The sequence below is a fragment of the Flavobacterium sp. LPB0248 genome, from assembly GCF_013388355.1.
Lineage (GTDB): Bacteria > Bacteroidota > Bacteroidia > Flavobacteriales > Flavobacteriaceae > Flavobacterium.
Window position 1 is genome coordinate 2,702,548 of the sequence record NZ_CP058246.1, and the last position, 15,822, is coordinate 2,718,369.

A 15,822-nucleotide genomic window follows, 5' to 3' on the forward strand; every position below is an offset into this window, starting at 1 on the left:
GATTTATTTTGAAAACAACATCTGCGATATATCAAAAGCTAGAGGCTTTCATTAAGAAATATTATACCAACGAACTGATAAAAGGCATATTACTTTTTACCGGTTTTGGGTTGTTGTATTTTTTGTTTACGCTTTTTGTGGAGTACTTTCTTTGGTTAAAACCATTAGGAAGAACTTTTCTTTTTTGGTTATTTGTTGGAGTTGAAGTTTTCCTTTTAGTTCGTTTAATTCTTTTTCCATTGTTCAAGTTGTTCAAACTTCAAAAAGGAATAGATTATACTCAAGCTTCTAAAATTATTGGAAATCATTTTACAGAAGTAAGTGATAAGCTGACTAACTTTTTACAATTGTCTTCTGAAAATAATTCCGAAAGTTCAGAATTGGTTTTAGCTTCAATTGAGCAAAAAGCAAATTCTTTGCAACCAATTCCATTTGGAAATGCAATCAATTTTAAAGCAAATAAAAAATACTTGCCATTAGCTTTAATACCAATTTTACTTTTTGCTGTGTTTTATATTTCAGGAAATAGTAATATTATTTCTCAAAGTTTGAATAGAGTAGTGCATTTCAATTCTGCATTTTTGCCACCAGCTCCTTTCAAGTTTGTGGTTTTGAATTCTAATTTGCAAGCAGAACAAAATAAAGATTTCGTTATCAAAATGGAATCTGTTGGAAATGTAGTTCCTGAGAATGTCATGATTCATATTGGAAATGAAAGCTATTTTATGGAATCTTCTCAACCTGGAAAGTTTGAATTTAAAGTGGAGAAACCAGCTGAGAATATTCAATTTTCTTTTGAAGGAAATTCTGTTGTTTCAGAAGAATACGAATTGAAAGTAATCACAGTTCCGTCAATTGCAAACTTCGAAATGGTTTTGAATTTTCCATCTTATCTAAAGAAAAAATCAGAGACAATTCAAGGAACTGGAAATGCAATTGTACCCGAAGGAACGACCGTAACTTGGAAAATGAATACTAAATCTACACAAGAAGTAGTATGGAAAAGAGATAATGAAGTATTTAAGTTCAATAAGACAGAAAATGACTTTAAATTGAGTAAAAATATTGGTCAAAACGCAGAATATCAAATTCTTACGTCAAACAATAAGGTTAAAAACTACGAAAAACTAGATTATCAGCTGTCAGTTATCAAAGATCAGTTTCCAACGATAAATGTTGGTCCTGCGCCTGATAGTTTAAAGTTGGATAAGAACTATATTTTGGGAAGATTAGGTGATGATTACGGACTTTTGAAACTGCAAATTGTGTATTACGAGCGTAACAAACCACAATCTGCAAAGCGTGGAAACATTCCTGTTAAGGCTGGAGTGTTCGATCAGTTTGTTTTTAATTTCCCAAGTAACCTTCCAGTAGAAGAAGGAGTTTCATACGAGTACTATTTTGAAGTTTTTGATAACGATGCACCACACGGATTTAAGAGTACAAAGTCTTCTACATTTTCAGATCGTGTAGCTACAACAGATGAAATTCAGGATCAAGAATTACAACAGCAAAATCAAAACATCAATAGTTTATCTAAATCTTTGAAGAACCAAACAAAGCAGATTTCAGAAATGGATAAGCTTCAGAATACAGGAAAAGAGAAAGATAATTTAGAGTTTAAAGATCAGCAAAAGATTAATGATTTTATCAAACGTCAGAAACAACAAGACGAAATGATGAAACAGTTTTCTGAAAAAATGAATCAGAATTTAGATAAGTTTAAAGATGATAAGAAAGATAAAACTGCTGAAGATTTACAAAAGCGTTTAGATAATGCGCAGAAAGATTTAGAAAAGAATCAGAAATTATTAGATGAATTAAAGAACTTGAACGATAAATTAAACAGTGAAGAACTGTTTGATAAGATGGAAAAGTTCAAACAAATAAGTAAAAACCAATCTCGTAATTTAGAACAATTGGTTGAGCTAACCAAACGTTTTTATGTTTCAAAGAAAGCAGAACAGGTTGCTGAGAAACTAAACAAACTGTCAGAACAACAGGAACAGTTATCAAATAAAGAGAAAGAAAATACTAAAGAGAAGCAGGATGAAATCAATAAATCTTTTGATAAGATTCAGGAAGATTTAAAAGATTTGAAAGAAGAAAATAAGACTTTGAAGAAACCGTTGGATATTCCATCAGATGCTTCTAAAGAAAAAGATGTAGATAATGATCTTAATAAAGCTTCTGAAGAATTGAGTAAAAAGAATACTTCTGGAGCTAAACCAAAACAGAAAAGTGCTGCAAAGAAAATGAAGTCTATGGCTCAAGAAATGCAGAGCGAAATGGAAGGTGGAGAACAAGAACAATTAGAAGAAGATGTAGCAATGCTTCGTCAAATTTTAGATAATCTTTTAGCTTATTCTTTGTCGCAAGAAGATGTGATGAAACAGTTTAAAGCAATGAAATTAGGTTCTTCTACATTTACAAAAAACATCAAGATTCAACAGAATTTGAAACAGCAGTTTAGACATGTTGATGACAGTTTGTTTGCACTTTCATTACGTAATCCGAAAGTAGCAGAAGACGTTACTAAAGAAATAGGAAATGTTCAATACAACATGGACAAGGCGATTGAAACTTTAACTGATGTACAGATTCCAAGAGGAGTTTCACACCAGCAATATGCAGTTTCATCTGCCAATAAGTTAGCCGATTTCTTGAGTGATCTATTAAATAATATGCAGATGTCTATGTCTAAACCGGGATCGGGGAAACCTAAACCAGGAGACGGACAAGGAATGCAATTGCCAGATATTATTCAGAAACAAAAAGGACTTGCTGATAAGATGAAAGATGGTATGAAACCTGGACAGCAATCTGGAGATAAACCTGGAGAAGGTAAAGATGGAAAGTCTGGGCAGGGGCAAAATGGTCAAGGTAAAGAAGGACAAGGTAATAAAAGTGGAGATAAAGGTTCTTCTGGTAAAGATGGTAAAAACGGAAAAGGAGAGAAGAACGGTAATGAAGGAGAAGATGGAGAAGGTGATGCTGAAGCTATAATGGAGATTTACAAGGAGCAAGTTAAACTTAGAGAAGCGCTTCAAAAAGAATTAGCAAGGAAAGGTTTAGATTCTCAAGGTAAATCTGTAATAGACCAAATGAAACAATCTGAAAAGCAGATTTTGAACAAAGGATTTAAGAATGAGAACTTGCAACGTATACTAAATATCCAACAAGAATTATGGGAATTAAACAATGCAGTTCAGCAACAAGGTCAAGATACGCAAAGACAATCTGAAACAAATAAGGCTGAATTTACTAATCGTTCAAATGCTTTACCTAATTCGTTATTGGAATATTTAAACAGTGTAGAGATATTAAACAGACAATCACTACCTTTGCGCTCGAATTTTAATCAAAAAGTTCAAGAATACTTTAATACAAAATGATAAATTTTAATTACGAAACAGATTTTACTTTAGGAGACGAGCAGGCTTTTAGTGACTGGTTGAGTGCTGTAATTGTTTCTGAAAATAAGAACGAAGGAGAAATCAATTATATATTTTGTGATGATGAGTATCTTCATAAAATCAATGTAGAATATTTAGATCACGACACTTTAACTGATATAATTAGTTTTGATTATTCAGTTGGTAACGAGTTAAATGGAGATATTTTTGTTTCTGTAGAACGCGTTGCAGATAATGCAAAAGACTTCAATGTTTCATTTGCTGAAGAACTTAAAAGAGTGCTATCTCATGGTATACTACATTACTGTGGATACAAAGATAAGTCAGAGGAAGAAGCTCAATTAATGAGACAGAAGGAAGAGGAGAAAATGAAGATGTTTCACGTGGAACAGTAATTAAACATCTTTTTTTATATATGTTCCACGTGAAACGTTTTAGATTTTTAAATTTTTATAACGTTCCACGTGAAACATATCCAAAGAAAATGAAAGAATTTTGTAGCGTTCCACGTGGAACGTTTATGTAAAGAATTCGAATAAAAGATTAAATCGTTCCACGTGGAACGATTTTTTAAGTTTGAATTTAAAAGAAAAAGATTAAGGTGTTTTACGTGGAACATGATTTTAAAATGTTCTTTGGAGTTGAAAATGGAAGTTTAGAATGGAAGTTTAGAATGGAAGTTTAGAATGGAAGTTTGGAAATGTTTCACGTGAAACATTTATTGAGGAGATTCTGATTTGAAAGTTCTGATTTGAAAGTTCTGATTTGGAAGTTCTGATTTGGAAGTTCTGATTTGGAAGTTCTGATTTGGAAGTTCTGATTTGGAAGTTCTGATTTGGAAGTTCTGATTTGGAAGTTCTGATTTGGAAGTTCTGATTTGGAAGTTCTGTTTGGAAGTTCTGTTTGAAGAAAATAAAAAGGTGTTCCACGTGAAATGTTTTATTTGTTTTCTGAATTTGAAGATATCAGTTTGCAGGTTTCAGTTTAAACTTGAAACCTGAAACCTGAAACAAAAATAAAAGTTCCACGTGGAACAAGAAAAATATAAATGTAATTCTAGAAACCGCGTTAGCGGTTTTTGGAGAATAATAAAACAAAATGTTTTTAGAAGAATACGATGTTATTGTGGTTGGTGCAGGCCATGCTGGTTCTGAAGCTGCGGCTGCGGCTGCAAATTTGGGATCGAAAACTTTATTGGTTACGATGAGTTTGCAGAACATAGCACAAATGTCTTGTAATCCTGCGATGGGTGGAATTGCAAAAGGACAGATCGTTCGTGAGATCGATGCGCTTGGAGGATATTCAGGAATTGTTTCTGATAAGACCGCAATTCAGTTCAAGATGCTGAACAAATCAAAAGGACCTGCAATGTGGTCGCCAAGAGTTCAAAGTGATAGAATGCGATTTGCAGAAGAATGGAGAATGATGTTGGAGGCAACTCCAAATCTTGATTTTTATCAAGAGATGGTAAAAGGGTTGATAATCGAAGACGGAAAGATAAAAGGAATTAGAACTTCACTTGGTGTGGAGATTCGTTCCAAATCTGTGGTTTTGACAAATGGTACTTTTTTGAATGGTTTAATTCATATCGGAGAAAAACAATTCGGAGGAGGTAGAGCAGGAGAAAGTGCTGCAACCGGAATTACCGAAGATTTGATCAAAGCAGGTTTTGAAGCTGGAAGAATGAAAACAGGAACGCCACCTCGAGTAGATGGACGTTCTTTAGATTATTCTAAAATGAATGAAGAAAAAGGGGATGCAAAGCCAGCCAAGTTTTCTTATTCAGATGTGACCGCTCCATTAACGCATCAGCGTTCTTGTTACATGACATACACTTCGTTGAATGTTCATGATATTTTGAGAGAAGGTTTTGATCGTTCTCCAATGTTCAACGGAAGAATCAAAAGTTTAGGACCAAGATATTGTCCATCGATTGAAGATAAAATAAATCGTTTTGCAGATAAAGAGCGTCATCAATTATTTGTTGAACCAGAAGGATGGAATACTTGCGAAGTTTATGTAAACGGATTTTCAACTTCACTTCCAGAAGATATCCAGTTCAAAGCGTTGCGTTCTGTAGCAGGTTTTGAAAATGTAAAATTCTTTAGACCTGGTTATGCAATCGAATATGATTTCTTTCCGCCAACGCAATTGAAACATACTTTGGAAACAAAGTTAGTTGAAGGATTATATTTCGCTGGACAAATCAATGGAACTACAGGATACGAAGAAGCAGCTTCTCAAGGTTTGATGGCTGGAATAAATGCACACCTGAAAGTGCATGAAAAAGAGCCACTGATTTTAAAACGTGACGAAGCGTATATCGGAGTTCTAATTGATGACTTGATTACGAAAGGAACGGAAGAGCCATATCGTATGTTTACATCGAGAGCAGAATATAGAACATTGTTGCGTCAAGATAATGCCGATTTCAGATTGACTCCAATGTCATACGAAATTGGTTTAGCTTCTGAAGATCGTTTACGAAGAATGGAAAAGAAATTAAACGAATCTGAAAAGATGGTTCAATTCTTCAAAGAAACTAGTGTTACAATTGCAGAAACGAATCCGATTTTGGAAGCAAAAGAATCTGCACCAATTTCTCAAGGAGATAAAATGTTTAAGATTTTTTCTCGTCCACAGATTGAATTAGAAGATATGTTGAAATTTGAAAAGGTTGAAGCATATATCAAAGAAAATGATTTGGATGAAGAGATTGTAGAGCAAGCCGTAATTCAGGTTAAATATTCGGGTTATATCGAAAAGGAAAGAAATAACGCAGATAAACTAAATCGTTTGGAAGAAGTAAAAATTCCAGACAATTTTGATTATAACAAAATCAAGTCCATGTCGATTGAAGCAAAACAGAAATTAAGCAAGATTCGTCCTGTAACTATTTCTCAAGCTTCAAGAATCAGCGGAGTATCACCAAGTGATATTTCCGTGCTTTTGATTTATATGGGAAGGTAAAAAAGTTTTCGGTCTCAGTTTTCAGCTTCCAGTTTTTACTGAGATTGTAAACTGGGACTAAAAACTTTTAAATGTTCCACGTGAAACTATTGGCTTTCTTTTTTGGAATCGATTATAAATCTAAAATCTAAATTATTGCTGTTCCACGTGAAACCTTTTGCTGAAACAAGATTGATTTTTTGAAATAATTTGAACTATTAGCCGTTTAAGATGGAAAGAAAATCAGATTTGAAAAGGATATTGTTTTGCAAAAAGATGAATAAGTTAAATTTGCAATAATGTTGAATTATCAATTTTGAAAGAATCAAAAATAATTTAGAAGAATAAAATAAAAAACAAAAATCCTAAAAGCGATAAAATTTCGTTTTTAGGATTTGCTATAAATTAAACCCAAATATCTATTAAATTTAAAAAATGAACGTTTTAAACAAAAAACATTTTCTTACTGTAAAAGACCATTCTGTTTCAAAAGAAATTTTTGATTTGTATTACGATGAAGAATTAGATATGCTAATTACTTCTCCACAACCCGAACTTCAAAATTTGGGTAAATATTACGAAAGTGAAGATTATATTTCGCACACAGATAACAAACGTTCGTTATTTGAAAAAGCATATCATTTTGTAAAAAATATTGCGCTTAAGAATAAATTGAATCTAATCAATAGCCAGCAATCGAAAAAAGGAAAACTTTTGGATATTGGAGCTGGAACTGGAGATTTTCTTCTAACAGCAAAAAATGATGGTTGGGAAACCATTGGAGTAGAACCAAGCGATCGAGCAAAAAATATTGCGAAAGAAAAAGGAATTTCATTTGAAGAAGAAACTAGCACTTTAGAAAGTAATTCTTTGGATGTAATTACAATGTGGCACGTTTTAGAGCACGTTCCAAATTTAGAAGTTCAGATCGAAGAATTAAAACGTTTGTTAAAACCAACTGGAACATTAATTATTGCGGTTCCAAACTATAAATCATTCGATGCGGGTCATTATGAAACTTTTTGGGCTGCGTATGATGTGCCGATTCACTTTTGGCATTTTTCAAAAAAATCAATTCAATTGCTTTTTGAAAGAGTGGATATGGAATTAGAAAAGATACTTCCAATGAAGTTTGATTCTTTTTACGTAAGCCTTTTATCCGAAAAATATAAAAATGGAAAAATGAATTACATCAAAGCTTTTTTCATTGGTTTAAAATCAAATTGGAAAGCAAAAAGCTCAAAGGAATATTCATCGCATATTTACGTTTTGAAAAACAAATAAAAAATTAAAAAAACATTTAAGCCGTTTTGCCTCTAAAAGACAAGATGGCTTTTTTAGCTAACTCAAAATAAGACAAAAAACACCTAAAACATGGCAATAACATTGGTTTATGGCTATATTTTTTTCGATAAATAAAAACAATATCATAAATTTTACGCATTTTTTAAAGTTTATGTTGATGCTATTGATTTTTTTATATTTTTGTCTTCAATACTTAAAAAAATAGAATTTAAAAAAATGAAAAAAGCATTAGTTATTATCGCACTTTCAGTTTTCGCAGTTTCTTGTAACAAAACAGCAGAGGTAAAGGAAGTAAAAACAGCTTACGTGGATACTTCGGTTTTGATGAAAGAATACACTGAGGCAAAAGATTTAGAAGCAAAGTACAAAGCTCAAGCGGAAGAAAAAGGTAGACAATTACAAGCTGAGATTTCACGTTTTAAACAAGACGCTGCTAGTTTTCAAAGTCAGGCACAAGCAAACGGTCAAGCTTGGGCACAGCAAAGAGGTGCTGAATTGCAAAAAAGAGAGCAGCAATTAGGTTATGCACAACAAGCATTGGCTCAACAATTACAACAAGAAAGTGGTGTTGAGATGGATTCTCTTGTTAGTGGAGTTAAAAAATTCATTAAAGATTACGGAAAGAAAAACGGTTACTCTTACATCTACGGAACAGGAGATGCTGCAACAATTTTGTATGCTGAAGAGAAATACGATATCACAAAAGAAATTATCAAAGCTTTAAATGATAAATACAAAGCAGAGCCAAAGACAGATGCAAAACCAGCAGCTGAAGCAAAAGAAGGCGAAGCAAAAAAATAAAAACTACCAAACTAACTAAATTACTGAAAACCTAAATCCACTAAGATTTAGGTTTTTTCTTTTTATAAAAATGCGGTAATTTTATTTCTTTAATACAAGCCCAATGCAGAACGTTTCAGAAGCGGCAGCTTATACTTTGCAATTCATCAATCAGACTCAAAAATCTATTTTCCTTACGGGAAAAGCAGGTACTGGAAAAACTACGCTTTTGCGTGAAATCATCGCAACAACGCATAAAAATACTGTGGTCGTTGCACCAACAGGAATCGCTGCTTTGAATGCTGGAGGTGTAACAATCCATTCCATGTTTCAGCTTCCGTTTTCTGCTTTTATTCCGTCGTACGAAGCGAGCGCACAATTTACAGAAACGGTAAAGTTTGAAAACAAAGAATCGTTGCGTCGTCATTTCAAAATGAATAACGTCAAGCGAAATGTAATTAAAAATATGGAGCTTCTGGTTATTGATGAAGTGAGTATGATGCGAGCGGATTTGTTGGATGCCGTCGATTTCATGATGCAGACTGTTCGAAGAAATACACAGCCTTTTGGCGGAGTCCAGGTTTTGTTTATTGGAGACTTGCTACAATTGCCGCCGGTTATTCGCGATGAAGAATGGCGAACGCTGAAAAATTATTACCGAGGGAAATTCTTTTTTCATTCTCATGTTCTCCAAACGTATCCGCCAATTTACATTGAATTGTCAAAAATCTATCGCCAGACCGATGATGCTTTTATTTCAGTTTTGAACAATCTTCGAAATAATCAGATCACTCCAGAAGACATAACCATTCTAAATCAATATGTTAAGCCAGATTTTGACTTTAAAGAGAACAAGGGCTATATAACGCTGACAACCCATAATGCTAAGGCTGATTCTATCAACTTACAGTCAATCAATGATTTAGATGGTAAGGAATACGTGTATACGCCATTTGTGGTGGGAGATTTTCCAGAAAAGATATTTCCTGTCGAGGAAGAACTGAAATTAAAAGTCGGCGCACAGATCATGTTCGTCAAAAATGATTTGTCTTTTGAAAAAAGATATTTCAACGGAAAAATGGGTGTAATCAAATCGCTTTCAGACGAAGAAATCTTTGTTCACTTTCCAGAAGAGAATATGACGCTCGAAGTAGAAAAGTACGAATGGAAAAATATCCGCTACAAAGTCAACGAACAAACAAAAGATATCGAAGAAGAGGTTTTGGGAACTTTTGCGCATTACCCAATCAAGTTGGCTTGGGCTATTACGGTGCATAAAAGCCAAGGTTTAACTTTTGACAAAGCAGCGCTCGATGTATCGCAAGTTTTTCTGCCCGGACAAGCATATGTAGCACTTTCGCGTTTACGTTCGTTAGAAGGCCTTATTTTGCTTTCTCCGATGCAGATGAATGGCATTTCCAACGACCAAGATGTGATGGATTACGCTTTGAATAGAGCGACAGAAGAGACTTTGGAGAAAGCGCTTCATTTCGAAACCAAAAATTTTATTCATAACTATTTGATAAACAGTTTTAATTGGGGAGAATTGGCGCAAGAATGGCGAAATCATCGTTTCAGTTATAACGAAAATGCAGCAGGTTCGGAAAAAACGAAACATGCGGTTTGGGCACATAAACGCATGGAAATTATGGAGCAGCTTTTAGATCCTTCGCAGAAATTCATTTCGCAACTCAATAAAATTTTCATCAAAGAAACTGTTGATTTGTTTTTTGTAAAAGAAAGGGTAGATGCTGCCTACGATTATTTCTTCAAGCAAATGGACAAATTGGTTGATGATCTGATTTACAAAATGGCTGAAATTCAAAAATTTAAAAAAGTAAAAGAGTTCTACGAAGAACTTAACTTTTTAGAAGATCTTCAGACTAAAGCGGTTTTGCGATTGATGAAAGCCAAGTTATTGATTGAAGTTGTTGTTGCAGGAGAAGAAATCAGTAAAGAAAAGCTTTCGTCGCCAAATATTAAAAATTACAAAACGAACAAAGCGGAAAGAATAAGAGAAGAGCTGAAAACGACAAATACAGACATTTTTAGGACCGAAGAACCCGTTGTTCGATACAAATCAGCTAAGACAGAGAAAAACGAGCTTAAAACGGCTAAAAAAACGACAGTCGAAGAAACATACGATTTGTGGATGGATAAAAATTCAGTGGAAGATATTGCGAGAATGCGCAAATTGAATGTTCAAACTATCGAAGGGCATTTGATACGACTTATTCAAGCGAAGAAAATTGAAATTACAGATGTTTTGCCGTATGATAAAATTTTGGCCTTGCGAGAAGCATTTCAGTTTTATCAAGAAGAATCTTTGAGTCCTTTGAAAGAAAAATATGGAGATGAATTTACTTGGGACGAATTAAAAATGTTCAAAGCGAGCATCAATTAATTTTTGCAACGTCCTACGTGAAACACTGTTTTTTGTTTTTTAAAAATCTAATTTCTAACGTATTAAATTATTTTTGACATGAAAACATTTAAAATATTGCTAACAATTTTGGTGTTTAATTCTTCGTTTTTGATTGCTCAGGATTTGAAACTAGAATATCAAAAGTTCATTTCGAAGTTTATTCTGGAGGTGAAAAACAGCGATAAAGAAGCAATTGCAAAACGGATAAAATTTCCGTTCAAGCGAGAATATCCAATTCCGTCAGTAAAAGATAAAGCAGATTTTATAAAAAGATACAATCAAATTTTTGATAAAGTTTTGATTGAAAAAATAATAAAATCGGATCCTGCAAAAGATTGGTCGGAAGTGGGCTGGCGTGGGATTATGCTCAATCAAGGAGATTTGTGGATTGATACTGATGGAAGAATCATTAGTATTAATCATCAATCTGATGAGGAACTGAAAATGAAAAATTCGCTGATTGCAGCACAGAAGAAAAATGTAAATGCTTCAATTTCAAATTTTAAAGAACCGATTGCCGTTCTTGAAACTTCAAAATTTAGAATAAGAATTGACGATTTGGGAAATAATAATTATCGTTATGTTTCTTGGGGAATCAAAAACAAAATGACTGACAAGCCCGATTTGGTAATTGAAAACGGTGTTTTCTATGCGGATGGAACTGGTGGAAATCATCATTATGAATTCAAAAAAGGAAATTTTAGATATGAATGTCATTTCACTGTTTTGGGAGAAAAAAATTTGGCGCCTGCGGCGTTAATTGTATATCAATCAGGAAAAGAAATTTTGTCGCAAGATGCCAAAATTGTTTCACGATAAACATTGCGGAATATTAAGTTTAGGTCAAAAAAAAATCCCGTTCTTCTGAAACGGGATTTTTTTGATTTATAGATTTTCGACCAGAATCCAAGCTTGTGGATTTTCGCCTTTTTGTATTTCTTTTTGAGCTTGTTCAGCTTCTTTCATTGTAGCATAACTTCCGTATAAAACAGGAAACAATCCGTGTTTGTTTTCTTTCAGCATTCTCGCTTTGAAACCATCTTTAATTAGTTGGTTATAAGCTTTTCTTGCATTCTGCTCGCTTCTAAAAGCACCAGCCATAATGTGATATGGCATTGTTGTTTCGACAGTTTCAACTTTAGCAGAATCAACAGAAAGAGTTACAGCTGGAAGGGGGCTTTTGATGAAGAAAGTTGCTTCTTGAATTTTGTTCTGTACTTTTTTCTGAACAGCTTGTTCTACAACAAGTGTTTGGTTATCAATTTGATTTTGATACAATGGGTAACCAATGCTTCCTGTAATTCCAAGTCCTAAAACAAGAATTGCAGCATATCGCAAGAACGGATTTGAAGATTTTGTTTCTTCTTCATTTTCGTATAATAAAACAGCATCTTTTTCTTTTGCTGCGATTTTTTCGATTTTTTTCTCGAAATCTTCTTTTTTCACCATTGGCGAAACAAAAGGGCTTAATCCGAAAGAAGTAGATAGAAAATTGGTTTGATCGTTTGGTTTAAAAACAATATTGCTTTCAGAATTTAAACGTAGCTCTCCAATGTTCTTTAAAAGAATTACGCCTTCTTCTTCCAATGTTTTTTTCCAATTTAAAACTTCAAAAGCAATTGCGCTTACAGCAAAACCGTAAGATGTTTTTTCTGCTTGTGCAATATGATTTGCCAACAATCCATCGTTGTTTTTGATACGACTGTTAAAAGAAATGGTTTTTTTTGGAGGAAAAAACGAATTAGTGCTTTCATTCAGCTGCGCTGAGTGAGTTTCTGTTAAAAATGCACCAAATCCTGGAATCGTTACACACTGATAACGATACAATAACTGTGAGATATATACTTCGATTTTCATATTAACAAAGTTAGACAACGCGTATAGTTATCAAAATTTTATTCACAATTTTTATTAACAATTCGGAATTATTTTTAGACAATTCGTTTTCAGCACATTAACTTTTTATGTTTTCTTTCAAAACCAGGCACTTTAAAAATATTTTATAATTTTATTAAGAAATTACCCTATTTTATAGATATTTGCGCCTTAAAAAAAGTAGATTTTATTTATCTATTTTACATAATGTTAAAACACAATGACAGATCAAGAATTGTTTAATTTGCTTGCCTTATTGAAGGTAGATGGAGTAGGTGACATAATGGGTAAAAAATTGCTTAATTCGTTTGGTGATGCTACGGCTATTTTTAAAGCAAAGAATTCTCAATTGGCTGCTGTTGATGGAATTGGATCTGTTTTATTGAAAAATCTAAAAGATAAAAGTGTTTTTGAAAAAGCAGATAAAGAACTTTCATTTATAAAAAACAATAATATTCAGTTTTCTTTTTTTCAGGATGAAAATTATCCAGAGCGTCTCAAGCATTGCATTGATGCGCCAATTCTGATATTTACTGCGGGAAATTTAGATTTTAAAAACAAAAGAATAATCAGTATCGTTGGCACACGTCAGATTACTTCTTATGGAACCGATTTTTGTAGAAAATTAATTGAAGATTTGGCTCCATTAGATCCTGTGATTGTTAGTGGATTTGCTTATGGAGTTGACATCGTGGCACATCAGGCAGCAATGGATTTAAATTTACAAACTGTTGGCGTGCTGGCTCATGGGTTAAATCAGATTTATCCGAGAACTCATAAAAAGTACATGGCCAGAATGGAAGAAAACGGAGGATTTATTACTGAGTTTTGGAGCGATTCGAATCCAGACAAAGAGAAATTTGTGCGTCGAAACCGTATTGTTGCTGGAATGACTGAAGCTACAATTGTTATAGAATCTGCTGATCGAGGTGGATCTCTAATTACTGCAAATATGGCCAACGAGTACAATCGTGATGTTTTTGCTGTGCCTGGAAGAGTTACAGATAAATACAGTCAAGGTTGCAATAATTTGATTAAAACCCAGAAAGCAAATGTGTTGACAGATGCCGCTGATTTAATCTATATGCTAAATTGGGATATTAAAGAAAAACCAAAAAGCATTCAAAAACAGCTTTTTGTAGAATTAGAATCAGAAGAACAGAAGGTTTATGATTTTCTTCTAAAAAACGGAAAAGAGTTATTAGACATCATTGCAATCGAATGTGAAATACCAATTTTCAAGCTATCTGGAATTTTGATAGGAATGGAATTGAAAGGTGTTATTAGGCCACTTCCTGGAAAACTTTTTGAATCAATTTAACGCAGAAAATCCTATATTTTATTTTCTCGTAAAATGTTTGTACAATCGATATAAAATATAAATCAGTAGTAAGCCGAAAATTATATTTAAGATTTGAAATACATACGAGGGAACATTGTAATCTTCAATATACTTATCCATTCTTTTTGTTTTTTAAAGATTAATATACTTGAAGTTACAAAAATATATGATAAAAGAAAAACGCTGATCAATTTTAATAATGTTCAGCGTTTTATAGTATAATACTTTCTAAATTTATTTCTGAAATCCTAAAACTTCTCTAACCTTTGCTAAAACACCATCTGCAATGACAGAAGCTTTTGTCGCGCCTTTTTTCAATAAAGTGTCAACTTCTTCTAGATTGTTGATGTAGTAATTATATTTTTCTCTTTCTGTTTTAAATTTTTCAGTAATCAATTCAAACAAAGCTTGTTTAGCGTGACCGTAGCCATAATTTCCGCCTAAATAATTTGCTCTCATTTGGGCGATTTGCTCTTCTGTACCTAACAGAGAATAAATTGCAAAAGCATTACAAGTATCAGGATTCTTTGGAGCTTCAAGTGGTGTACTATCCGTTTCAATACTCATAACTTGTTTACGCAAAGTCTTATCGTCCAAGAAAATATTGATAATATTGTTTGCAGATTTACTCATTTTTCCTCCGTTTGTTCCTGGAATCAGCATAATATTCTCTTGAATTTTTGCTTCAGGAAGAACAAAAGTTTCACCCATTTGGTGGTTAAAACGAGCCGCAACATCGCGAGTAATTTCTAAATGCTGTAATTGATCTTTTCCAACAGGAACAAATTCTGCATCATATAGCAAAATGTCCGCAGCCATAAGCATTGGATATGTGAAAAGTCCAGCGTTAACATCGTCTAAACGATCGGCTTTATCTTTGAAAGAATGTGCTAAAGTCAATCTTTGAAATGGGAAAAAACAGCTCAAATACCAAGTCAATTCTGTAGTTTGCACTACGTCTGATTGTCTATAAAATGTAACTTTTTCAGGATTTAATCCGCACGCAAGCCAAGCCGCAGCAGTACTGTACGTGTTTTCTCTTAAAGTCTTTCCGTCTTTAATTTGAGTGATTGAATGCAAATCGGCAATAAACAAATAAGATTCGTTTGATGGATCATTTGATAATTCGATTGCCGGAATAATTGCTCCTAATAAATTTCCTAAATGCGGTGTTCCTGTACTTTGAACACCCGTAAGTATTTTTGCCATTCTCGTTTTTTCTTATACTTGATCTGCAAAGTTCGTTTTTTTAGCGCAGAGTTCACAGAGTTTTTCGCAGAGTTTGGGAAGATTTTTTGAGTTTTTTGAAGACCACGGTGTTTTTCTATTTTTTTTAGATATTATTTATCACTCTTCTAATACCGTTTTTCAAAAGAGACTCGTTAAAATTAATTAGCAAGCCGAGTTTGCATTTAGCTAGTTTGAGATAAGTTAATGTTTGTGCCAAATGGTTTACTGTTAAAGCTTCAACAGCTTTAATTTCAATAACAAACTTATTTTCAACCAATAAATCGATTCTATATCCGCAATCTAGTTTTATTTCTTCAAAGGCTAGTGGTATTGGTTTTTCTTTTTCAACATGAAGTCCACGTTGTTTAATTTTATAAAAAAGACATTCTTGATAAACATTTTCTAACAATCCAGGCCCTAATTTTCTATGTATTTCTATTGCAATACCAATTACAATAGTTGAAATTTCATTTTCAGTCATTTTAATTTTAACGCATAAT

12 protein-coding genes are annotated in these 15,822 nt (G+C 33.1%); 8 read left to right on the forward strand and 4 right to left on the reverse strand.

Features of this window, described 5'->3' with window-relative positions; translation table 11 throughout:
* Positions 1-8: 8 nt before the first annotated feature.
* Positions 9-3,395, forward strand: coding sequence for a DUF4175 family protein (locus tag LPB248_RS11305; protein WP_177211523.1), 3,387 nt, complete (start codon positions 9-11; stop codon positions 3,393-3,395).
* Positions 3,392-3,811: an rRNA maturation RNase YbeY gene (gene ybeY / locus LPB248_RS11310; RefSeq protein WP_177211524.1), complete on the forward strand. Its 420-nt coding sequence runs from the start codon at positions 3,392-3,394 to the stop codon at positions 3,809-3,811. Before LPB248_RS11305 ends, ybeY begins: the two co-directional genes overlap by 4 nt.
* 273 nt (positions 3,812-4,084) lie before the next feature.
* Here ybeY and LPB248_RS11315 read toward each other — a convergent pair whose 3' ends face one another.
* Positions 4,085-4,345, reverse strand: a complete 261-nt coding sequence (locus LPB248_RS11315) for a hypothetical protein (protein WP_177211525.1) — start codon at positions 4,343-4,345, stop codon at positions 4,085-4,087.
* Positions 4,346-4,514: 169 nt separating this feature from the next.
* Between LPB248_RS11315 and mnmG the strand changes: the two genes are divergently transcribed.
* The 5 genes from mnmG (at position 4,515) to LPB248_RS11340 (ending at position 11,694) form a co-directional block, all read left to right on the forward strand.
* The gene (gene mnmG, locus LPB248_RS11320; RefSeq protein WP_177211526.1) at positions 4,515-6,386 is read left to right on the forward strand and encodes a tRNA uridine-5-carboxymethylaminomethyl(34) synthesis enzyme MnmG; all 1,872 of its coding nucleotides are present in this window, start codon (positions 4,515-4,517) and stop codon (positions 6,384-6,386) included.
* A 414-nt stretch (positions 6,387-6,800) separates the two neighbouring features.
* The gene (locus LPB248_RS11325) at positions 6,801-7,649 is read left to right on the forward strand and encodes a class I SAM-dependent methyltransferase (RefSeq protein WP_177211527.1); all 849 of its coding nucleotides are present in this window, start codon (positions 6,801-6,803) and stop codon (positions 7,647-7,649) included.
* Positions 7,650-7,886: 237 nt separating this feature from the next.
* Positions 7,887-8,471, forward strand: a complete 585-nt coding sequence (locus LPB248_RS11330; protein WP_177211528.1) for an OmpH family outer membrane protein — start codon at positions 7,887-7,889, stop codon at positions 8,469-8,471.
* Between the two features lie 103 nt (positions 8,472-8,574).
* The gene (locus tag LPB248_RS11335; protein WP_177211529.1) at positions 8,575-10,854 is read left to right on the forward strand and encodes a helix-turn-helix domain-containing protein; all 2,280 of its coding nucleotides are present in this window, start codon (positions 8,575-8,577) and stop codon (positions 10,852-10,854) included.
* Positions 10,855-10,932: 78 nt separating this feature from the next.
* Positions 10,933-11,694, forward strand: coding sequence for a hypothetical protein (locus LPB248_RS11340; protein WP_177211530.1), 762 nt, complete (start codon positions 10,933-10,935; stop codon positions 11,692-11,694).
* A 66-nt stretch (positions 11,695-11,760) separates the two neighbouring features.
* Here the strand turns inward: LPB248_RS11340 and LPB248_RS11345 are convergent, their stop codons facing one another.
* The gene (locus tag LPB248_RS11345; RefSeq protein ID WP_177211531.1) at positions 11,761-12,732 is read right to left on the reverse strand and encodes an SPOR domain-containing protein; all 972 of its coding nucleotides are present in this window, start codon (positions 12,730-12,732) and stop codon (positions 11,761-11,763) included.
* Positions 12,733-12,970: 238 nt separating this feature from the next.
* Between LPB248_RS11345 and dprA the strand changes: the two genes are divergently transcribed.
* Complete coding sequence (gene dprA, locus LPB248_RS11350) at positions 12,971-14,071, forward strand: DNA-processing protein DprA (protein ID WP_177211532.1); 1,101 nt, start codon at positions 12,971-12,973, stop codon at positions 14,069-14,071.
* A 255-nt stretch (positions 14,072-14,326) separates the two neighbouring features.
* Here dprA and trpS read toward each other — a convergent pair whose 3' ends face one another.
* Together trpS and LPB248_RS11360 are read right to left on the reverse strand one after the other, a co-directional pair.
* Positions 14,327-15,301: a tryptophan--tRNA ligase gene (trpS, locus tag LPB248_RS11355; protein WP_177211533.1), complete on the reverse strand. Its 975-nt coding sequence runs from the start codon at positions 15,299-15,301 to the stop codon at positions 14,327-14,329.
* Positions 15,302-15,425: 124 nt separating this feature from the next.
* The gene (locus tag LPB248_RS11360; protein WP_177211534.1) at positions 15,426-15,803 is read right to left on the reverse strand and encodes a GxxExxY protein; all 378 of its coding nucleotides are present in this window, start codon (positions 15,801-15,803) and stop codon (positions 15,426-15,428) included.
* Positions 15,804-15,822: the final 19 nt, after the last annotated feature.

Coding starts and splice junctions, on each gene's coding strand:
- LPB248_RS11330 (WP_177211528.1), top strand. CDS start 7,887: ATGAAAAAAGCATTAGTTATTATCGCACTTTCAGTTTTCGCAGTTTCT.
- mnmG (WP_177211526.1), top strand. CDS start 4,515: ATGTTTTTAGAAGAATACGATGTTATTGTGGTTGGTGCAGGCCATGCT.
- LPB248_RS11340 (WP_177211530.1), top strand. CDS start 10,933: ATGAAAACATTTAAAATATTGCTAACAATTTTGGTGTTTAATTCTTCG.
- LPB248_RS11360 (WP_177211534.1), bottom strand. CDS start 15,803: ATGACTGAAAATGAAATTTCAACTATTGTAATTGGTATTGCAATAGAA.
- LPB248_RS11345 (WP_177211531.1), bottom strand. CDS start 12,732: ATGAAAATCGAAGTATATATCTCACAGTTATTGTATCGTTATCAGTGT.
- trpS (WP_177211533.1), bottom strand. CDS start 15,301: ATGGCAAAAATACTTACGGGTGTTCAAAGTACAGGAACACCGCATTTA.
- dprA (WP_177211532.1), top strand. CDS start 12,971: ATGACAGATCAAGAATTGTTTAATTTGCTTGCCTTATTGAAGGTAGAT.
- ybeY (WP_177211524.1), top strand. CDS start 3,392: ATGATAAATTTTAATTACGAAACAGATTTTACTTTAGGAGACGAGCAG.
- LPB248_RS11335 (WP_177211529.1), top strand. CDS start 8,575: ATGCAGAACGTTTCAGAAGCGGCAGCTTATACTTTGCAATTCATCAAT.
- LPB248_RS11325 (WP_177211527.1), top strand. CDS start 6,801: ATGAACGTTTTAAACAAAAAACATTTTCTTACTGTAAAAGACCATTCT.